Source organism: Sphaerospermopsis sp. FACHB-1094 (assembly GCF_014696195.1).
Classification (GTDB): Bacteria; Cyanobacteriota; Cyanobacteriia; order Cyanobacteriales; family Nostocaceae; genus Sphaerospermopsis; species Sphaerospermopsis kisseleviana.
This window is the reverse complement of record NZ_JACJPT010000067.1, coordinates 1-21572: the sequence shown is the minus strand read 5'-3', so window position 1 is coordinate 21572 and position 21572 is coordinate 1. Positions and strand designations below refer to the sequence as shown.

At 34.3% G+C, this 21572-nt stretch carries 21 protein-coding genes and 1 pseudogene; 9 read left to right on the top strand and 13 right to left on the bottom strand.

Annotated features, from left to right (window positions below; all coding sequences use genetic code 11):
- Positions 1–100 precede the first annotated feature (100 nt).
- The 4 genes from H6F47_RS18415 to H6F47_RS18400 form a co-directional block, all read right to left on the bottom strand.
- Positions 101–418 carry a hypothetical protein gene (locus H6F47_RS18415; RefSeq protein WP_190650404.1) on the bottom strand — a complete coding sequence of 106 codons (318 nt, stop codon included), beginning with the start codon at positions 416–418 and terminating at the stop codon, positions 101–103.
- 39 nt (positions 419–457) lie between these two features.
- The gene (locus tag H6F47_RS18410; RefSeq protein WP_190650402.1) at positions 458–925 is read right to left on the bottom strand and encodes a hypothetical protein; all 468 of its coding nucleotides are present in this window, start codon (positions 923–925) and stop codon (positions 458–460) included.
- A gap of 54 nt (positions 926–979) precedes the next feature.
- Entirely contained in the window at positions 980–1675 is a 696-nt protein-coding gene (locus H6F47_RS18405) for a hypothetical protein (RefSeq protein ID WP_137666811.1), read from the bottom strand.
- Positions 1676–2010: 335 nt separating this feature from the next.
- Positions 2011–2916, bottom strand: a complete 906-nt coding sequence (locus H6F47_RS18400; protein WP_190650400.1) for a polysaccharide deacetylase family protein — start codon at positions 2914–2916, stop codon at positions 2011–2013.
- Between the two features lie 72 nt (positions 2917–2988).
- Between H6F47_RS18400 and H6F47_RS18395 the strand changes: the two genes are divergently transcribed.
- Entirely contained in the window at positions 2989–3126 is a 138-nt protein-coding gene (locus H6F47_RS18395) for a hypothetical protein (RefSeq protein ID WP_190650398.1), read from the top strand.
- 324 nt (positions 3127–3450) lie between these two features.
- On the opposite strand, the gene H6F47_RS18390 is transcribed toward H6F47_RS18395, so the two are convergent.
- Both H6F47_RS18390 and H6F47_RS18385 read right to left on the bottom strand, forming a co-directional pair.
- A complete protein-coding gene (locus H6F47_RS18390; RefSeq protein WP_137666813.1) occupies positions 3451–3819 on the bottom strand; it encodes an EamA family transporter in 369 nt (122 codons plus the stop codon).
- Between the two features lie 90 nt (positions 3820–3909).
- Positions 3910–4854, bottom strand: coding sequence for a glycosyltransferase (locus H6F47_RS18385; protein ID WP_190650397.1), 945 nt, complete (start codon positions 4852–4854; stop codon positions 3910–3912).
- Positions 4855–5020: 166 nt separating this feature from the next.
- Between H6F47_RS18385 and H6F47_RS18380 the strand changes: the two genes are divergently transcribed.
- Entirely contained in the window at positions 5021–5284 is a 264-nt protein-coding gene (locus H6F47_RS18380) for a type II toxin-antitoxin system Phd/YefM family antitoxin (RefSeq protein WP_096570190.1), read from the top strand.
- A 92-nt stretch (positions 5285–5376) separates the two neighbouring features.
- Here the strand turns inward: H6F47_RS18380 and H6F47_RS18375 are convergent, their stop codons facing one another.
- A complete protein-coding gene (locus H6F47_RS18375; protein WP_190650395.1) occupies positions 5377–6747 on the bottom strand; it encodes a mannosyltransferase in 1371 nt (456 codons plus the stop codon).
- A gap of 228 nt (positions 6748–6975) precedes the next feature.
- Between H6F47_RS18375 and H6F47_RS18370 the strand changes: the two genes are divergently transcribed.
- The 6 genes and pseudogenes from H6F47_RS18370 (at position 6976) to H6F47_RS18345 (ending at position 12674) form a co-directional block, all read left to right on the top strand.
- Entirely contained in the window at positions 6976–8637 is a 1662-nt protein-coding gene (locus H6F47_RS18370) for a glycosyltransferase family 39 protein (protein ID WP_190650393.1), read from the top strand.
- A 22-nt stretch (positions 8638–8659) separates the two neighbouring features.
- Positions 8660–10120: a glycosyltransferase gene (locus H6F47_RS18365; protein ID WP_190650391.1), complete on the top strand. Its 1461-nt coding sequence runs from the start codon at positions 8660–8662 to the stop codon at positions 10118–10120.
- 76 nt (positions 10121–10196) lie between these two features.
- Positions 10197–10559: pseudogene (locus tag H6F47_RS18360) on the top strand (Uma2 family endonuclease); the annotation flags it as partial.
- A 169-nt stretch (positions 10560–10728) separates the two neighbouring features.
- On the top strand, positions 10729–11925 hold the full coding sequence (gene dxr, locus H6F47_RS18355) for a 1-deoxy-D-xylulose-5-phosphate reductoisomerase (RefSeq protein WP_190650389.1): 1197 nt from the start codon (positions 10729–10731) through the stop codon (positions 11923–11925).
- Positions 11926–12045: 120 nt separating this feature from the next.
- Complete coding sequence (locus H6F47_RS18350) at positions 12046–12291, top strand: type II toxin-antitoxin system Phd/YefM family antitoxin (protein ID WP_190346488.1); 246 nt, start codon at positions 12046–12048, stop codon at positions 12289–12291.
- Positions 12288–12674, top strand: coding sequence for a type II toxin-antitoxin system VapC family toxin (locus tag H6F47_RS18345; protein ID WP_190650387.1), 387 nt, complete (start codon positions 12288–12290; stop codon positions 12672–12674). The genes H6F47_RS18350 and H6F47_RS18345 overlap by 4 nt, the downstream gene beginning before the upstream one ends.
- 214 nt (positions 12675–12888) lie before the next feature.
- Here H6F47_RS18345 and H6F47_RS18340 read toward each other — a convergent pair whose 3' ends face one another.
- On the bottom strand, positions 12889–16929 hold the full coding sequence (locus H6F47_RS18340; protein WP_190650385.1) for a TaqI-like C-terminal specificity domain-containing protein: 4041 nt from the start codon (positions 16927–16929) through the stop codon (positions 12889–12891).
- Between the two features lie 227 nt (positions 16930–17156).
- Here H6F47_RS18340 and H6F47_RS18335 point away from each other — a divergent pair, with 227 nt between their 5' ends.
- Positions 17157–17354 (top strand): hypothetical protein, encoded by a 198-nt coding sequence (locus tag H6F47_RS18335; protein WP_096570202.1) that lies wholly within the window; start codon positions 17157–17159, stop codon positions 17352–17354.
- A gap of 94 nt (positions 17355–17448) precedes the next feature.
- Here the strand turns inward: H6F47_RS18335 and H6F47_RS18330 are convergent, their stop codons facing one another.
- The 5 genes from H6F47_RS18330 to H6F47_RS18310 all read right to left on the bottom strand — a co-directional run bounded on the left by H6F47_RS18330 (position 17449) and on the right by H6F47_RS18310 (position 21527).
- Positions 17449–17946: a thioesterase family protein gene (locus H6F47_RS18330; protein ID WP_096570204.1), complete on the bottom strand. Its 498-nt coding sequence runs from the start codon at positions 17944–17946 to the stop codon at positions 17449–17451.
- 293 nt (positions 17947–18239) lie between these two features.
- Complete coding sequence (locus H6F47_RS18325; RefSeq protein ID WP_096570206.1) at positions 18240–18581, bottom strand: DUF1815 family protein; 342 nt, start codon at positions 18579–18581, stop codon at positions 18240–18242.
- A gap of 799 nt (positions 18582–19380) precedes the next feature.
- Entirely contained in the window at positions 19381–19596 is a 216-nt protein-coding gene (locus tag H6F47_RS18320) for a DUF2839 domain-containing protein (protein WP_096570208.1), read from the bottom strand.
- Positions 19597–19724: 128 nt separating this feature from the next.
- Positions 19725–21320: an ATP-dependent DNA helicase gene (locus H6F47_RS18315; RefSeq protein WP_096572759.1), complete on the bottom strand. Its 1596-nt coding sequence runs from the start codon at positions 21318–21320 to the stop codon at positions 19725–19727.
- A 51-nt stretch (positions 21321–21371) separates the two neighbouring features.
- Entirely contained in the window at positions 21372–21527 is a 156-nt protein-coding gene (locus H6F47_RS18310; RefSeq protein ID WP_242027433.1) for a hypothetical protein, read from the bottom strand.
- Between the last annotated feature and the right edge of the window lie 45 nt (positions 21528–21572).

Sequence of the window (21572 nt, the reverse complement as noted above, 5' to 3'; positions counted from 1 at the left end):
GCTTACTCCTGGTTTTTAAGTGAAAGATTTGGTGATTGGAACTACATTTTTATATCTCACGCAAAGGCGCAAAGGAAGAAGGAAAGAAGAAGAGAGAGTTTTATTTTAAGCCGTGGCAGATGAAAGCCGCCCAGTAAACTGGATGTGAAAAGGGGCATTGATGGTTATAAGTTTTAATTTGATAAATCTGATATGCTAATTTTTGATATTTTTGATATTCACGATCATACTCTAAATACTTTGCATTATCTTCTTCTCCGTGCGCTCCCATACCAGCAGCTATCTGTTTTATGGTTTGCACTAAATGTATATCTATTAGATGTTTATTATCATCTAAAATTTCCGGTTCTTCTCCTCTCGAAGAATTGAGCAATTTATTAATTAAATCAAAATAAGCTTGTTTTCTTGCTTCATCCATTGGTAAAATCTTATCTGTAGGTATTATTTACAAATTTATTCAGCCCAAAATCTCCCTCAACTTCTCCATCAAGTCTTCCGCCAAATCTAACATTTCAATTTCATCAATTCCTTCATCACTAGAACTACGATTACTTCCTAAAACCGCAACACCACCAACTAACAAATCCTTCGCAGCAAAAATCTTGTCATTCTCTGTTAATTGACTCAAACAATCTTCTAAACCTGCAATAATTTCATCAATAGATTTATCCTGTAACTGCTGGCGTACCTTCACAGCTACTATATCATCACTTTCTAAGAAAGCCGTCAATTTTTCTATATAACCTGGTTCATCCTCATCATCTCCCCAAGTTTGTAACCAATCACTATCTATATCTTCAAAATATAAATCTACACAATCAATACCATGATTTATCCAATCTTCCTGTAACCTTTTACCTGCTTCTAAATGTTCAAGGTATTGTGTAAAATTATCTGTTTTTTTAATTTCTATTTCTTTTACCATGATGACACTTTATCCTCAAACTGCAAATACAACTAAAAAACTATAAATTAAAAACTATAAATTAAATTTTAAGTAAACTCCTATTGGCAAATGATCGCTATTCTCTAATGAAATATCAACGATTTGCTTAATAAATCCATCCATACCAGGATTATAACTTAAAAATAACCCTCTTTCTATACCCCAATATTTTAACTTATTTTCCCATTTAGTAAATTTATCTTGAGAATTAACATCAGATAAGCTAGTAAGTTGAACACACAAAGGATGTTGTAATTCATAACTAACAATTATATCAGTTGCCATAGCTACATCAGCAATATAAGATTGCCATAAATCCCACCCGCGCTGTTTAATCTCTTTAGCTACTGCTGTTAAGATTTGAGTATCACTTTGATCAAAATTTCCAGCCATTAATTTTTTTTTCCAGGTTTCAAAATCAGGATCTTTTTCTGCCAACCATTGAGGAAAAAGATAACTATACCAATATCTCTGACAAGGGTTCATTTCCTGATAATACTGCTGTCGTTTATCTTCATCAGTTAAACTTTTGATGTCTAAGTAAGTTCTAGCATCAATAATTATCTGTTGTAGGAAAAAGAGGACAAACTTTTTAGCAGTCAAAGAACCAGGTTTAACATCTTTAACCCAACGATTAATTTGTTTTAACCTAATTTCTAAACTGGGATCTATGGTTGATGCTGCCTCAATTAATGACTTGAGTTGTTCCTTAATCTCTTGTGGACGCAAAAATATACACCTAAAAAAGTGATTTTATGTTATCTATTTTAACAGTATTTAATAGTTTTGTCCAGCAAAAAAAAATGAAAAAGTAAAATTCTAAAATTCATTCCCATACAGAGTATGGGAACGAGAAAACGAGAAATATTTACCTCCTGCCTCCTTTCTCCTGCCTCAAGGGGCAACTTCTTATCAATTGATAATTGACAATTGATAATTGACAATTGTTTCATTCAAGGTTTAAAACCTCCTCTTTCAAGGGGAAAAAATCAAAAAATTCCGTTTTTTCAATCCTCTCCCTAGAAGGGAGAGGTAATTGTCAATTGTTCATTGTCAATTGTCCATTATTGAATAGCAGCTAACTGTTGCTGTTGATCTTGCATTTCCAAGAGTTCGGGAACAGTAACAAATTTATAGCCTTGCTTACGGAATCTACTGATAATTTCTGGTAAGGCTTGGACGGTGTGAGTGCGATCGCCTCCACCGTCGTGCATTAAAACAATACCCCCTGGTTTTGCCGATTTGAATATATTGTTAATAAGTCTAGGTACAGCAGGACGGGAATAGTCTATAGAGTCAGATGACCACATAATAATTGCATACTTATTATTTCTGGCGTAGGATACGACACCATTAGTCATAATTCCACCAGGTGGACGAAATAAACCGGATTTCACCCCTGTAGTTTTAAAAATAATATCTGTGGTATTGGCAACTTCATAGGCTGCGGCTTGGGCGTTCATGTGATGATACCAATGATGCCAGGTATGATTAGCAATAGAATGGCCTTCAGCAACTATACGTCTAGTTAAATCAGGATAATTTTTTACATTTTGCCCAACAACGAAAAATGTACCTGGAATATTATTTTTTTTGAGAATATCTAGAACCTGGGCAGTGCTTTTTGGCCAAGGACCATCATCAAAGGTGAGGGCAATAACTTTCTGGTTTGGAGGTAGGGTTGCAAATTTAATTGTTGCTCCTTGAAAGCGTGATGGTACATCAGTGATAATACCTTTTGCTTGTGCTTCCTTTTGCCAAGTAGTAAGCATAGCAGCTTTGAATTTCTCAATTCGCTGCTGAGTGCCTGTATTAGCCGCAATCTCATTGATTTTGATATGCTGGTTATTTTGAGCTTTAGAGGTATTTGCCCTCACAAGCATCATTAACCCAATACCCAAAGTACCAGTTAAACATAGCAATACAATCAAAATTCCCTGCGGCCAAAAAAATGACTTATTATTTTCCACTGCATAGCTCCTTCAAGGGTTAAACCGTCGCTCACGTTGATGACGGTAGTTTATAACATATTTTTTTTCTAAATGTTAGATACTCAGTTAGGTACTGGTAATCATCAAAACTACAATGGTAAATTACAGAAATTATTAAGTAGACAATTTATACTTACTGGAATTTGGTTGCCTCAAACGGTGAAATTTACCATTCAGTTACTTCCTTAAGTATGGAATCTATGACTTGTTTACTTTTATCCATAACTACAGGTAATAAATTAATAATTATTCCACATAACCAGCTTTGAGGAATAGAGTATCTAACCCAAAATAAGGACACATACTATCATTAACATTACTAGAGATGTATATTTTAACCTTGAAGTTTCTTCCTGCCTGTAAAAGAAAAAATAAAATTTTTCACTTGATTTTGTTGTTTTTAGAAATCTATCGAATAGATAGACAAAAAACAACTAATCATAGTTTCCCATGATTGAGTCTGAATTATTTGTTAATATAGATACTGCTGTATAAATAATTCTGAATTGGATTTTATTTGCGCCAAATTACTAAGATTACTCCTGTAACAATAAAACCTAATCCTACAAGACGCATCACAGAAATAGGTTCTCTTAAAATAAAGAAACCCAATAAGACGGAAAATATATAACCAACGGATACCGCAGGAGCAGCAACGCTAAGGTTAACTCTTGTTAGTAGTAATATGTATGCGATCGCACCAATACCATAACAGGTTAGTCCTAATAATAGTTCTGGTATGGTGATCATGTTGAGGATGAGATTAATAATGTTACCTGCATGAACTTTTCCTAGTTTCATGGCTCCTGTTTTGAGGAAAAATTGTCCAGCAACGCTGATGAGGACTGAGAAGAGGAGTAGGCTAAATTCTTGGGGTGACACTGGTATTTCCTGAGTATTTTAATGGTGATTTTTTATTAAACAAAAAGATAGACAAATTAGGGAATTAAATAATTAGATTATTTGAGCTAATTAAATTTTTGTCAAACCTCCCATTTCCTTTACTGTATAAAGAGGACGACCTTTGACTTCTTCATAAATTCGACCAATATATTCACCTAAAATACCAATACAAATTAACTGCACTGAACCTAAGAAAAAGATGGCAATAGTAATTAATGTGTAACCTATTAAATTAGATACTGGTGCAAATATTCGCCAATAAATAACTAACAAGATCATAATTAAGGCAATAGTAGCTGATATGATACCTAAATAGGTTGCCAGTCTTAAAGGAACTGTGGAAAATGAGATAATACCATCAATTGCTAAGGAGAAAGATTTACCAAAGGTATATTTTACATCTCCTGCATAACGAGGGCTTCTTTCAAAAAGTACGGATGTTTGACGAAAACCTACCCAAGCACGTAAACCACGAATGTAGCGGTTACGTTCTGGCATAGCATTGAGAATATCTACTACTTGTCTATCCATTAAACAAAAGTCGCCTGTATCTACAGGGATGTCAACTTTAGCCAAACGTTTGAGAATGCGATAAAAAAGATATGCTGTTAAGCGTTTGAACCAATTTTCTTTTTGACGGGACTTGCGCTGGGCATAAACTACTTGGTATCCTTCATGCCATTTGTCAATCATGGTTAAAATTAATTCTGGTGGGTCCTGTAAGTCAGCATCCATGACGATAATGCTTTTACCTTGGACAAAATTTAGACCTGCTGTGACTGCGACTTGATGACCAAAATTTCTCGCTAGACTTAGGTAACGGACTCGACTATCATGATGGTGTAATTCGCGGATCATGCTTAAAGAGCGATCGCGGCTACCGTCATCAATTAAAATCAGTTCAACTTCACCGTCTAATTGTTCCATGACATGAGTGAGACGGCGATACATTTCTGTGATGTTTTCTTCTTCGTTGTAGATGGGGATGACTAGGGAGTATATGGGCTGATTCACGGTGATAATTGATTTGATGGATAATTTATAATTACGGTTGGTTAAGTTGAGAAGTTAAGAGTACAAAGATAGTTTGCAGAAAATCAAGAAAATAAGTTTAAAGTATAGTAAAATTGGAGTATAAGCTAAAGAATTAACATGAATTTTACCACTAATTAACTTAACAATGTATAACGCAGAACTCCCAGATAACTTAGGTGATTTTGGAGAATTACTCCGTAGAGTTTTTTCAGGAGAAGAAGTTATTCTTTCTCAAGGTGGTACTCCTGTGGCTCGTATTTTACCTTTTTCCCAGCAGCCATTACCGCGAATACCGGGTTTAGATCGTGGTAAGGTGGTGATTGCTTCTGACTTTAATTCACCTTTACCAGAAGATATTTTAAAAGATTTTCTTAATCCCCTAGACATTGAGAATGAAAGTATTACTTGATACCCATGCTTAATGTTTGCTTCTTCGTTGTATATGGGGATAACTAGGGAGTAGATGGGCTGATTTATTATATTACTTATTAAGTTTATTTATTAACCTAACCATTTATCTTGACCATATTTAATCCATTGTTCTACTAACATCACCGCAGAAATTAAACTCATAAATAGCAAAGTTTGATATTTTATTTTACCAGGAATACAACGATACAAATATCCTAAAGGAAGGAAAAAGAAAGGGGTCGCAAATATATATCTGGCTAAACTCATTAACCGATCAAATGTAAAAAATTGAATTAATGAATGAGCAGTTGTAAAATACACACAAAACCAAAATATATAGTTAACTGCTAAATTATTAGTATAATCATGAATTTTTATTTGAGTGAAAGTGATTTTATTCTTCATTGCTTTGAAAAAATTAAACCCATATATTAAAATTAAAAGAGGTGGATATAAATAAAGAATACTCCACCAAATTCTATATCTTGGTACTAATATAATATTCTGTTTTTGTGTATATTTATAATATGTCAAAATTAGAGACAATAACAAAATTATCAAAGGCAGGTAAAAACCTATAATATCAACTAAAGGTGATTTTGGAAATAGTAGAAGTTCTAAATGAATACCTAATTTCTTGCCCCAAAGACGTTGATCTTCAAAAGGTGCAAAAAAATTACCTCTAGTTTGGAGACAATAGTTACCATAAACAGCATAACCAAGTAATGCTGCAACCCATATAGTTACAGTTGTTTTAATCTCCAGTTGATATTTTTGCAGATTAATTAATAAATTATTCCAAGAATATATCTTGGTTCTCAGCATTTCCAAACCAATAATAGTTATTAAAGTTAATGCAGTTGCAAAAAATACTTGAATTAATATAGGTCTGGTTAAACTCATCAAAAATGTGATGATGAATAAAAAACAAAGCTTGAGCTTTTGATTAATTTTATTTTTGGGTAAACACAGCCAGATAAATAACGTACCAAACAAGGAAAATATACTTTCTGTGTAGCCGATAACCCTAAATATTGCCATTGGGTTAACTGTATAGGCTAACATGATTAAAAAAGCTAAAGTTGTGCGATTTAACGCAGTTTTTATCACCCAAAATAGTAAAAAATTAGTAATTAAAAATATACCACTACCAACAATTAAAAAATAATGTGCTGCTTGTTCTATAGTTTGAGGATGAAAGAGGTTACGAATAATAAAAGTCCACAGGGGATAAAATGCTTTACAACTGGGATTAACAGCCATTTCTGCATAATGTAAAACATCCCAATAGTAGCTTTTATGAGGTAATTGAGGAGGAATTTCTCGATTTATTTGCGTTGCTGAGAAGAATTTATGAAAAGCATCTGGATCTATCAACATTCCCACAGCAGCACAAAAAATAAATGCACCACAAATAATCAAGGGTAATATCCAGTTAATGTTTTTTTGTTTTGGGATCATTTTATTTAGGTGAAAACATTTGATTAATTTTTAACAAATAATAACATATCATCTTGCTGCTACGGACTGAGTTTAATGAATCTGTTTTCCATATCACCTCACATTGAACTTTAAATAGTTATATTTGACAATTGGATAGCAACAGCAGCGAACCGTGGTATAATTTGCCTTGTTTCTTAACTAACGTATTAAAATTTACTATATTACCAGTTACAGGGGTATGCGGCAATGGTGCAACCAAGATTATCCAGTGTTATCCGTAAACATCCACAGTTAAGTTTACTATTATTAAGTGCATTATTGTTGTTTGCAGACAATGGCAATAGTAGCTTGTTGGCACATGATGAAGGTTACTATGCCATGCAAGCGCGATGGATGTTAGAAACGCAAGACTGGTTAACACCCCAATGGTGGGGTACACCTATATATGATCGCACGGTTGGTATCCAATGGTTAATAGCTTTAACTTATCAAATATTTGGCATCAACGAATTTAGCGCCCGTTTACCTAGCATTATTAGCTGTATTATTAGCGTTATACTTACATACCAAATTGGTAAAATTCTCCTAAATCGCCAAATTGCTTTTTTAGCAGCAATAATTCTGTGTTTAATGCCAATATGGATATTTGAAGGACGTTCTGCAACTCAAAATACTCCATTAGTCTGTGTTGAACTACTGGGAATTTGGGCTTTATTACGTGGTGAAGAATTAGGCAATAAACAGCAAAAGCAAAAAATCCTCTGGGGAATTTTAGCAGGTGCTACTTTTGGTTTAGGATTCCTGATTAAAGGTTTTATGATTATTTTACCAGGAGTAGCAATTATTCCTTATTTAATATTCAGGAATAAACAACATCGGTATTTAGAAAATCTTGGCATTTATTTAGGTTTAATCATTGGTTTTATTCCTGTAATCATTTGGTTAACTTTGAGTTGCCTGAAATATAATAGTTTTTTTCCTGTAACAGATTTATTTGGAAAATTGCTTTATTTATCTGCTGATGACACATACAACCCAGGCACATTTTATTATTTTTGGAATATACCTTTAAATACGTTTCCTTGGGCATTATTTAGCGTTATAGGGATTGTGTGTATTTGGTTTTATCGAAATAATCGTATATCTCTGTTGCTAGGTTATCCAATTATCTTGTTTATTCTCCTCTGTAGTTTTAGAACTCGTACACCTTATTATCCTTTGCAAATATTACCATTTATGGCTTTGTTTGCATCTGTAGCACTAATAAGATTTGAAGATATTTACCAACTTCGTAAAAAACGAGTAAATCAAATCATATCTTATTTATTGTCTGCCTTTACAACCTTGGGCATCTTATTATTAGTCTTAGGTTCATTAATAACTTTAAATATTCACTTACCTGTAATCTCTCTCACTCCAGAAATCCAGCAATATGGTATATTAGGAATTATTTTAGGCGCAAGCTGGGCAACTATTAATACTACTTGGAAAAATCGTAAATTCTTGCCTAATAAATATTGGCTTGCTAGTTGGGTTATATCTCCTTATTTAACAATAACTACCCTTGGATTTATAGGTGTTTTAGGTGATAGAAATCCAGTTTTCAGAACCGAACTCCAACAACCGCAAATTCATCAAATTCTTGCTGTTAAACCTATTAACTTTGTTATAGATAACCCAGTCAATAATAAATCAGATGCTGAAGTTGTTAATTATTCAGAAGTAGAAATTTCAAAAACTTTCATGTTGCTAAGTTTCTATACACCACAATTAGGTAAAATAACAAAAATACAAGATTTACAAACTAATAGCTATGCCTGGATAACTCCTAAGATACCCACAAATACTTTAAATAAATATGAGATTATGGGTACAGTCAAAGGTTGGAAACTCATTTACAAAAATTAAACAAACATTAATCTTTATCATCATGAAAAATAACTCATTCAAAGCAGAAGTCAAACAATATTTCGATAAAATCGCCTTTGACTTAGATTGGTGGAATCGTCGCAATAAATATTATTATCAAGATATCCAAAAATTACATAATTTCATTATCCCATCGGGTAGCAATGTTTTAGAAATAGGATGCGGTACGGGAGATTTATTAGCAGCAACTAACCCCAAATTAGGTGTAGGTATTGATTTTTCAGAAACAGTAGTTTCTATTGCTAAGGATAAATATCCTGATTTAGATTTTTATTGTCTTGATGCTGAAAATATGAATCTAGATTTTTTTAGTAATACTCCTATCTCCTCTTGTAAATTTGACTTTATTATTTTATCTGGTGTGCTTGGTTATCTGACAGATATTCAAGTAGTCATGGAACGGGTAAAAATGTTTTGTCATCCCAGAACGAGAATTATTTTAGTATTTCATAACTTTCTTTGGGAACCGGTGCTGCGGTTTGCGGAAAAAATTAATCAACGTCGTCCCCAACCTCCACAAAACTGGTTATCAATGAATGATATGATGAATTTTTTAGCTATTACAGGTTATCAACCAGTAAAAATTGGCAGAAGATTTTTAATACCTAAACAAATACCAATTATTACTAATTTTATTAATCAATATATTGGTTATTTGCCCATTGTTAATCATCTATGTTTAACTAATTATGTCATAGCCCGTCCCGCTTGGTATGAAAATATTAATGATGTCAAAAAATATAATGTCAGTGTAATTATTCCTGCGAGAAATGAAGCGGGAAATATTGCTGCTGCGGTAGAACGTTTACCAGAGTTAGGTAAAAGTACAGAGGTAATATTTATTGAAGGACATTCCCAGGATGATACTTGGGATAAAATTCAAGAAGTGGTGAATAACTATCAAGGAAATTTTACGCTTAAAGCATTTAAACAAACAGGTAAAGGTAAAGCAGATGCGGTAAGATTAGGATTTGCAAAAGCAACGGGAGATATTTTAATAATTCTTGATGCTGATTTAACTGTACAACCAGAAGATTTACCCAAATTTGTAGAAGTTATAGCTACAAATCACGGTGAATTTATTAATGGTTCGCGTTTAGTGTATCCTTATTCTCATCAAGCAATGCCTTGGTTAAATTCTGTTGCTAATAAATTTTTTGCTTTGTTAATATCTTTTTTGTTGGATTGTAATATTAAAGATACTCTGTGTGGAACTAAGGTTTTATGGCGAGAAGATTATGAAAAAATAGCAAATAATCGAAGTTATTTTGGAGATTTTGATCCTTTTGGAGATTTTGATTTATTATTTGGTGCAGCAAAGTTAAATTTGCACATTGTGGAAGTACCTGTTAGATATCAGGAAAGGACTTATGGTAAATCTAATATTTCTCATTTTCGTGAGGGGTTGATTTTGTTAGGTATGTGTTTATATGCTGCCAAGAAAATTAAGTTTATATTGTAGTTTCATGGCATGAATTTATCAATTTTTCTGAGCTAGTAACAAAACCGATACACCAAAAGGTATACTAGCATTGCCTTATCCAGATGTAATGATTATTGCAGATGAACCAGAATTTTTCAATAATCGCAAAGATACAATTACCAACCCCCAGGTAATTATTGAGGTTTTATCTAAATCAACCAAAGGTTACGATAGAGAAGATAAATTTGCAGCTTATAGAACAATTCCCAATTTTCAAGAATATTTATTAATTGATCAAACCCGCATTCATGTAGAACAATTTTCTAAAACTGGCAAGAAAAGATGGAATTTATTTGAGTACGATGAAGAAGATGAAAACATATCTTTCGTAACTGTACCTTTTGAAATTTCTTTACAGAATTTATATAATAAAGTAAAGTTTGGAGTTGTGGAATCTGAATTGGAAAATAATAGTTAAATCTCGTCAAATTTAGCAGTATACTATACTTTGGTTCGGCTATATATCCAACGCAATAACAATATAATAAATTCAATCTTGACATAAGTGCAAATTAGACGGTGGTGAGTGTTAAAAGTGAGTCCTTAACAATTTATAGTTAAGAGTATCCGTAAATTGTTAAATCATTGTGAAAGCTATTACCCTTCTTGGTTCTACCGGTTCTATTGGTACTCAGACACTAGACATCGTTTCTGAGCATCCAGACAAGTTTCGTATAGTTGGTTTAGCTGCTGGGCGCAATGTGGAGTTATTCGCAGCGCAAATTCGCCAGTTTCGCCCCCAAATAGCCGCCATTTCTGCTGCTGATAAGTTACCAGAACTTCAGGAAGCAATTAAGGACCTTGATCCCCAACCTATTTTACTCGCTGGGGAAGCGGGAGTGATTGAAGTTGCCCGTTATGGCGATTCCCAAAGTGTTGTTACTGGTATCGTTGGTTGCGCGGGTTTACTCCCTACTATCGCAGCGATTGAAGCGGGTAAGGATATTGCTTTAGCAAACAAAGAAACCCTCATTGCTGGGGGTCCTGTGGTTTTACCTTTGGTGGAAAAACACGGAGTGAAACTATTACCCGCAGATTCGGAACATTCGGCAATTTTTCAATGTTTGCAAGGTGTACCCAAAGATGGGTTAAAAAAGATATTATTGACTGCTTCTGGTGGTGCTTTTCGAGATTGGCCTGTGGAAAAATTGCCCACAGTTAAAGTTGCGGATGCTCTTAAACATCCTAATTGGTCAATGGGTAAAAAAATTACTGTTGACTCAGCAACTTTGATGAATAAGGGGTTAGAAGTAATTGAAGCCCATTATTTGTTTGGAATGGATTATGATGATATTGAAATTGTCATTCATCCCCAAAGTATTATTCACTCTTTAATTGAGTTACAAGATACTTCTGTTTTGGCTCAACTGGGTTGGCCAGATATGCGTTTACCGTTGCTTTATGCGATGTCTTGGCCAGAAAGAATTTACACAAATTGGGAAAGATTGAATTTAGTAAAATGCGGTAATTTAACTTTCCGTGAACCGGATCATCAAAAATATCCTTGCATGAATTTAGCTTATGCTGCTGGTAGAGCCGGCGGTTCGATGACTGCGGTTTTAAATGCGGCAAATGAACAAGCTGTGGCACTATTTTTAGAAGAGAAAATTGGCTATTTGGATATTGCGCGGTGTATTGAATGGGTGTGCGATCGCCATCAAAATGATAACAAACAAAATCCTTCTTTAGATGACATTTTAGCAGCAGATCAATGGGCTAGACAGGAAGTTTTTATTGCTACTGAAAAGTTAGCTACTCAACCTCAGTTTATTTCTGTGGTTTAAGTTCTAGATTCCCGATTTCTTCAAGAAGTCGGGGATCTTCTGCGATCGCTACTCTTTCATGATATAATTAGAACGAATAAAAATAATATTGCTGCAATTGAAGCCATGGAGATAAATGCCATGATTACCCTAAATATAGATGAGATTCAAAACAATTTATCAGAATTTATCAAATTGATTCAAGAAGGTAATAGCTTGATCATTATTCAAGCAGATAAACCTATTGCTGAAATTAAACCCATACCAACAAAACCAACTCAAAAAGAACGCCGTCCTATTGGTTTATGTGAAGGTGAATTTGTTGTACCTGATAATTTTAATGATCCCCTTCCTGAAGAAATTATTAACCTATTTACAAATCCATGAAAATTATCTTAGATACTCATATCTTTTTGTGGTTTATTACTAATAATAAACGACTAGCAGACCAATATTATGATGCTATTAGTAATCAAGATAACGAGATTTATCTCAGTGTAGTGTCAGTTTGGGAAGCAACAATTAAATATCAATTAGGAAAATTACCATTACCAGCATCTCCTGAAATTTACCTTCCCCAACAGCGTGAAAAACATTTAATTTCCAGTTTATCTATTACTGAAACTACAATTACTCAATTAGCTAAATTACCACCGGTACATAATGATCCCTTTGATCGTCTTTTACTCTGTCAATCTTTAGAGCATGATTTCATCATTATGACAGAAGATAAAGCGATTCTCTCCTATTCAATGGTAAAGTTTTTCTAAAAATATAAAAAAGCGAATTGAGAAGTTTACTACCAGTTTCATAATAATAATTTACGTAACTGTTACGTAACTGTAACATTAATAGGGTAAGTCACAGTACATCAATTGTGCAAATAACATATTTTTGATTTCTGACGCACTCTACAATATAAAACTAATTTTAACATAACAATAGCGCCAGAAATAACTCTATTTACAAATTTTGATAAATTACTTACCTATTTTCTCCCTCAATTATCGCTTTTTCTTCCTCTGTTAAACCATATAATTTATAAACAATTTCATCAATTAACCAATCACATTGTTTTAACTGCTGTTTAATAGGTAAGAGAACATTTAAACTAGATTCATATTCTTTACCTAAAGTTTCCTGTTCTTTTCTGGTAGTAATATCAATTTTGATTTTCTTTTTGTTTTTCTTGAGAATATCAATTAATTCATCTAAGGTTAAATGATTATCTCCTTGTTTTTGTTTATAATAATCACCTAAATAATTCTGAATTTTTGATTTATTGGTGAGGTTATCAATATCAGTACCAATAAATCTTTCTAACCATTTGATAAATCCTTTGGTTTCTGTTTGTTTTTGTTGGTTTAATTCTATCATTTGTTCTGCTAAATATGCCAGAAAATCATGAATTACATCCGCTTCTGATGGTTGTTGGTGGATATGATGGAAATTCTGTAGAAGTAATGATCCTAATTGGTGTAAACCAATTTGTATAAGTAAAGGATATAAACAAACAATCACTAATTCTTTACTACTACTAAGGTGAAGAATAATGTGAGTAAGTAAGATATCAGCATTTTGATTATTTTGATATTGTTGGTAAAGGTTAATGAGATTTTGTAGATGTTCTTGGCGGGTTTCTGGGGGAGTTGTAAAGGATATTTTAGGAATTGGTATTCTTGACACATAGATAACTTTAACCTCAGCAAAAGGTTTACCAACCATCTGAAAATTTTTCTTTTGATACCACCATTTAATATAAAAAGAATTTAAAACAGCTAACAAGAAATAATCAGAATAATCACTATCGTCTTTTTTGATGATACAATGTACAGAGTTTTGACAAATTCTTTGATCACTATCAATACTTGCAATAATTGAATCATCAGTGCGTCGGACTATAATTTTTTGATTTCTAAATATATTTTCATTTCTTGGTTCAGCTAACCATACACCATATTTAACATAAGTAAGTTCATTTTGAGTGACATATCTTTGTATATTTCCACCTGTGATTATTGGTTCAAAATCTGGTAGTAATTTATTTGATGTATATGGTTTTTCCTTCACAACTAACTGTGTTTGAGGTGGATTACCTTTTCCTTTTTGATATAATTTCGTACCTCCACATATATTAACTAATTCTCCTAACTTAATACATTGATTATTAGACTTTTTCAAAATATTGATTTCCGATGAATTCAGGTAATAATCAATGACATATTCTTCATTTAACAACCATTCTGAAGCAGAACGGAAATATCTAGAAATAATTTTCTCATTTGCAAAATTTACAACTTCTGTATTTTCATCATAATTAATTTTATTAGAAGCTATAAATGCAGCAGTTTCAACAATTGCATCCTGAAAAGCTGATCTAAATTCAGCTATATTCATTAATTTAGTTGTTTGTAACATTAATTTTCTGAAATCATAGCCACTTTCTAAAGTCATCCATGTATTAGGAGTAATTAAGCCAAAATTACCACTTTTACAGCTTATCTTTAATGACATTTCTATAAAAAATAAATAAATATCTTTGGAAATAACAGTATTACTAATATATTCTTGATTTGCAGATGTATATTCTTTATCAATTACTCCATAAGGAGGATTTCCAATAACAGCATCAAAACCAGAATTATATTTCCAACTCGCATTTTCCAAATCAATAAACACCTCTGGAAATTCTAAATCCCAATGAAAAACCCGCTTCTCTTCAAACAACCTTCTCGCATCTTCATAAACCGCAAAATCAGCATCTTTGAGATTTTCAACATTCATGTAAATTGCATTTGTACCCCATCTTTCTAACCAATTCTTAGCTTGTTTCACTCCAAAAAACTGAGAAACATAAACATCTAACAATCTTTTATAAGGTTTTGCAGCTTGATCAAACTCTTTAAATAATCTTTCGCTGGTTTCCACTTCCGCAAAAGTCGCATCACTTAACGTACTCACACCGCGCATAATTTCCGCAGCACGCAATAACCCCACAAAAGGACCAGTTAATAAACTTAACTGGCCACTTTCTTCTTGCTGCATTTTTGCTTCCGCTTCCTTTGCAGTTGTACCAATGAGGGAATTTCCACAACGTAAATGATGATCTAAAAAACTCAACGGTGCGCCAATTGTGAAAGAATGTAACCATAAACTCACCTTTGCTAATTCTACCGCCATCGGGTTTAAATCCACACCATAAATACAGCGTTTCATTACCACCCTTTGCAAAAGTTGAGTGTCTTCTAATTTATTAACATCAATTGTAATTCCCTGGTTTTGCAAATTCTCTAAAATACTATTGCGGGTAATTTCTAACATCTCCAAAACAGGGTTATGTTCGGGATATTCATTTAAAATGGCGATTAATTCATCAGTTAAAAGATCAACTGCTTCTACTAAAAAATGTCCGCTTCCCATCGCAGGATCACAAATTTTAATATCTAACAATGTATTTTGTGCAGTTCTTTCTAAACGTTGTAAATCTTTTTGTAAACCGTTGCGACTTTGTACACCTAACCTACCATCTTTAAGATTTTCTTGGATTTGATTAATTTGCGTCATTAAATCTGCAAATTGTTGTTTTCTCTCCTCTAAACTCGGTTTGAGTGTATGACTAACAATATATTTAACAATATAATCAGGTGTGTAATAAGAACCTGTTGCTTTTCGTTCACCTTTATCATTTTCTAAATGAACTTTTCCCGTATTTCCATCTTCAACAACTACCCGATATTCTAATAAACCTTCATAAATTGATCCTAATTGTCGCACACCTAAAAAGCTGTAGTCAATGGGTAATTTTTCAAATCTTGCTAATTTATCTAAAGCAGGTGCTAACACTGCATCTGACAATTGATGTTCATACAAAAAATGATTATCTGGATAATCTTTAATATCTTGGTTTTCATGAAAATCAAAATGAAATAAACCGCCATTATATCGAGGTACTTCTAAAGCTGCATCACCTCTATCTACTATTTCAAATAAACTCAAAATACCTTTATAAATCTTTGTAGAAGTTTGACTTAATGTTTTTTGTTTATCAAGACTTTCCGCTATTTCTTGGGTAATTTTAATTAAACTATAATCACGGTAAGCTGTGGTAATTGGTAATAAGTTTCTGGCTTCGGCATATAATAGAAATAACAACTTATATAAAAATGATAAAGTTGCTGCATAAACTTGTTTTTCTTGGATAGTTTTTCCCCGTCTTGTTGCATCTGCAACAAAACCTCCTGCTAATTCAGGAAATATCTGTTCAAATACTAATGTTTTTAACTCGTTTCCTACTTGAGTCGCATAGGTTGTACTTCCTTCTCTAACTCGTTCTAAAAAGTTTTTATTATAGCTATCTTTTTCAAAAGCTGCACGTCTAAAAAATAACCAAAAATATTTGAATTTCTCTAATTTATCTTCTAATTTATTATCTACATCTTCACTTTCTAATAATTCTACCAAATCAATGGGATAAAATTCTGTTGCTGTAGAAGATGCTAACCGATAATATAACCGCCATTCTCTCCCGTTGGTTAAAATTCCCCAGTCAACATTTGTACCTGTTAAATAACTGGAAATCTGAAAAGATGGGTTTTCATTTTTGAAGATATCACGTTTATCATTTGCAGAAACTTTACTTAACTGTCTTTCCCAATATTTAGCTTCTGCTATAGCTAATACTTGACTATAAAATGCGGTTTCATTACTTTGTAATGTGTAAGCAATATCTCTTGTTTCTGTGTTAGAAAATAAGGCATAATCTGGACGTTGGGATCTACCTTTTCCACGAGTGACTACTTGAGTAATATATTTAAAACCTAATATTTCTAATACAGGTTTAATAAATTCTTCTTCTGTTTGGGATTCGTTTAATGTGGGTAAAATGGCTTTTTTGGCAAGATAGATTTTATTTAATTGTTCAAATTCTGAGGTAATATCTAATTGCCATTCTGGTAATTGTTGAATCCGAAATCTTAAATAATGTTGAGAAAATAAGGGTTTGTTGGGTTTTTGTGTATCTGTCATGCTCCCGACTCCTGAACAATGGTAATTTTATGGTAATTTTAAAGTATCAGTTATTGATTTTGATCCTTTACAATCTTGCGTAAGCTCTAAATATACTGAATATTGTGATTATTTTATCACAGATGAATGCTTGCAAAATGATTAACATAACTAAATATCTTGCCATTTTCAAATATAATTGATAATCTAATTTAACAAAATTTTCTATTTTTTAGAAAAAGATGAGTATGATCATTACCTTAATAGTCGCTTGGATAATATTTGTCATCCTGTGGAAATTAGTCAAAACCACCATCAAAACTGCCGTAACTTGTGCAGCGATAGTGGTTTTATTATACTTCGGTTTTGGAATTACACCTCAAGATATTTGGCAGAAAATCTCTGAAATTACTCAAAATATCTCCCAAATACTTGTGCGTAATTAAACTTAACTTTGCGAAAAATAAATTTTTAATTGCTGATACTGTTAAGTAACATTTCAAAAGATTCCCAATCCCAAATCCAAAATCTAAAATTGTATTACTTGTATGAAGCCGAAATTTTCGCCAGTGCATCCTTCATTGCTGGAGGTAACTGACGCATAATTTTACCTCTTTCTCTGTCTAATGCTACCAATGTCACCTGAGCAGAAACATATAATTCTTGCTCATCAGCAGAAACAATTTTATAATCCCAGTTCATTCGCACACCGGTTACTTCCAACATCCGGGTTTTCACAACCGCCATCATTCCTAATTGCAGTGCGCGATGATAGCGTACTGATAATTCTACCACTGGTAAATCACAACCTAAAGCTACCAAATCAGCAAAATCAATACCTATAGAGCGCAAACATTCTACCCGCGCTGCTTCCATCCAAGTTAAATATGTACCATGCCAAGTAATGCCAGCATAATCTGTATGATGAGGCTGCACTCTGATCGGATATTCAAACCAAGTATCAAATTCAGTTTTTGTTAACTTGTCGATCGCACTGGTAGGTGGTAATTTTGGTTGACTTGGTGTTTCTTGAGTCATTTTCAATCTTCTGAATAATTGGTTTTCTTACCCATCAGATTTTAACAGACCTGCAAAACACTTGACAAAACCGCAAAAACAAGGTTCATTGTCGGTAATGGTGAAAAGGTGGTAGGCGTTGAAAAAACAAAGCCGCTATCACCAATTACCAATTACCAAAAAACAATTTCCTCTTTACCACAGCATATTGCAGGTAAATGAGGAACAAACAAGATCATAAACAAGATCGTAAAACAGTTTTGCACCAAGGCATTTTTACTGCTAAACACTTCTCTATCTTATTAGGCAATTTATCACTTCTTAACAAGAGTTTTATGACTTGTATAAGTTTGTATAGATTGCTTGACAAGATTAGCTAGTTCCTGCAATTGGCTAATTGCTTCTGCGCCTTCTAACTTCATCAATTCGCGGTCATCCCGCATTTCAGTCCAAGTAATTCCGTAATCTGATACTAAAAAGCGAATAAGATGATTATCTCCTAAACTTACCATGAACGAAGCACTGTTCATTTGGTCGCCACAGGTGTAGCAAGAAGCTGGGTAGCCATTACGCTCTAAAACTATTGCCAAGGCTTGCAAGTTCATTACCAAGTCTTGGACAAATTCCCTATGTTGATGTGCCAGTCTCAGAAACACTTTTTTCCTCCAGACACCACAGTCATTTGAGTATCTTTTATATTTTCTTTAGATTTTCCCATCCTTTGGTATTGTATACTATACAATTCCTAACAGATAGTTAAGTCTGTAATTAGTTACCCTGCTTAGGGTAGTGGATAACTATTCTGTATGTCGTATCAAACAATTCAGTTTGCAATATATAAATCTCAGATAAAACTAGCAAAGTTAACATTGTCTTTATATGTTTAGCACTAGTCTCCTGAGTTTAGTCAGCAATCAGCCTTCAGCCTAACTCAAATCTCCTGCTAGTCAACCCGGTAACAGTTGCATATTACACCTTTATAAGTAGTGTTTAACCGAATTAGCAGTATTTCTTAACTCTAGCGTAAGTTTTTGCCTTTTTCTTCCCATCTCTATTTTGGTGAATTTATGCTTCGTCTACTATTGATTAACAAAGTGCAAGCTTTCTGAGGCTCACAGTACCTAAAACCTTGCACAATTTTAATTTTAATCATCCTCAATCCCTTGATTTCTCTGAGTTTTACGTTTATTCAGCAAACCCTAAGTAAATTTCGTTAAATTTTATACTAAATTTTAGACACAGAAAACCCCAAATCTACAGACTTCCTCTGAAGATAGCGGAATCAAGGATCAGGTAGTAGCCATTTAGGCAATAGTTTCGATGTGACTGGGGACTGGGACAATATCTTAGATTTTAGATTTTAGATTGGAGTTCATGAAATATAATCCAAAAACCAAAATTGTATCACCAATCACCAATCACCAATCACCAATCACCAATCACCTGTTCACTACTTTAAGCCACTACTTGCCACCAACCAAAAGCAGGTCCGATAAAACGGATTGTTACCCATACTACTACCATAGCGCCAATACCAATCCAAGCTCCGCGAGTAGTGATTTTCACAAACAATTCCGCTTGAGATTTAGTGATAGGAACCCAGGGTAAAATGCGAGTTTCTTGCCCGTATTGTTCTCCTAGTGTGCTTTTACGACGTTTTGCTTCACCCATAATCAATAATTTAAAGTTCGTTTTAGCTTCTTAATCTATGTTCGCAGGAATCACGGCGATTTTGGAAAGAAGTCAGGAGTGAGAATTTTTAGTTTTCCAATCACCCATTACCCATTACCCATTACCCATTACCCATTTGAATTGTCTTCATTATTGGGAGAAAACAGACTGGGATCGAGATAATTTAAGCGTGCTAGAGGACTTAGAGCAGCGAGAATTTGAGCGCCATAACTGCGGTTCACAACACGACTATCAAGTAAAGCCACGATACCTTGATTTTCCCGGACTGGGGCGATCGCTCGTTGCAGTTCACTTAAAGCAGTAGGTAATAAATATAACCTAAACCAATCTTGGTGCGATCGCTTGTAATGAGCTACCCTACCAGCCACCAAAGGATTTTCCAAAGATGGTAAAGGCAAAGTGGCAATAATTAACAACCGGGGTGCTGGTAAAACATCTTGATGCGATCGCCAAAATTCCCAACCACTCACCAAAATTCCATTTTCATCCAAACAAGTTTTTTCCACCTGTACCCGTGAACCAAACTCCGAAGCCAAAATTGCCCCCACCCTTGCTTTCAGCGGCACATCCCCCACCAAAACCACAGTCATACCTGGAGATGTAGCACTTAAACAAACCAAAGTACGAACTTGATGAATAAACGCCCCTTGAAATTCCGGTGTATTAGGTAAAGGCAACTTATAGGGTGCATAAAGTTGAATTGCCTCCCCTTGACTATCACTAGAAAACTTCAAACAAGTCACATCCTCCAACCCCAAACGCTGACGAAATAGAGGAACTTCCGTTTCTGGTTCTACCGCACTACCAATCAATACCACAGGTTGCCGCTGCCAAATAGGGGCGAGTATTTTAGCCAATTCCATCGGGGCATAATGTAAAGAAAATAATCCTTGACGACGAGCAATAGTAGCCCAGAAAAGAGCAGAAGATAGGGTAATAGGGTGATGGGGTGATGGAGTGATGGTAGTAGGAGAAAAATCCTCGGTCAAGTTTTGGAACAGCAGCCAAAATTCCTGCCAGCTTTTTGGTAGATTACTTATAGACTCGAAGCTAGAATACAAACCTTGTAAAATTTCAATTTCCCTTTGAGAAATCAGATAACAGTGGTACGGGTTTTCTGGATGTTGGAATAATTCATGTGTCAATTGTACCCTAGCTTCCCGAATTACCTCAGCTTCCTGGGGACAAGCCAACATCAGTTGCTCCCAGTCATGAGGTTGAATATCTTGAGTTAGCTGATCACGTACCCAATCTTCCAAATCATCAACACCATCAATAATAGTAGGAATATTAGGGGGAAAACTACCATTATCAGCCAACTGCCCTTTTAACCAAGCTTGGGGGGAAGTTAACAGCAACCCTTGAAAATCAGAACCAGGCCAAACTTCACCTGTTCTAATGGGTTTATTAGCTGATAACCACTGCTGTAACCTGGGAATTTCTATATTTAGTAAACGCTGCTGGACAGTTGCCGATGCCACAATAATTACAGGACCATGCCACATCAAAGCAGACGCGATAAAACTGGTGCGATATCGACCCTGGTAGCCACAAACAGCCCCGACTTGAATTAAAGCACTACGTCCCAAACGCAAAGCCCGTGCTACCAACCGTGCCATCGTCAAGTGGTGAGGCCAAGTTGGAAAACCCTCTTGCGATCGCAGAAAGTTATGTAGTGATAAATGAACTTCAGCCTCAATCACGCGCTTTTCATCCCATAACAAATGACTTTTTTCCGAACTGCCACACTTTTATTATGTTGTCAGGGAATAGGGAATAGGGAATAGGGAATAGGGAATAGGGAATAGGGAATATTTATTTTTCTTCTTCCTCCTGTCACCAGTCACCAGTCCCCAGTCCCCAGTCACCAGTCCCCAGTCACCAGTCCCCAGTCCCCAGTCACCAGTCACCAGTCCCCAGTCACCAGTCCCCAGTCACCAGTCACCAGTCACCAG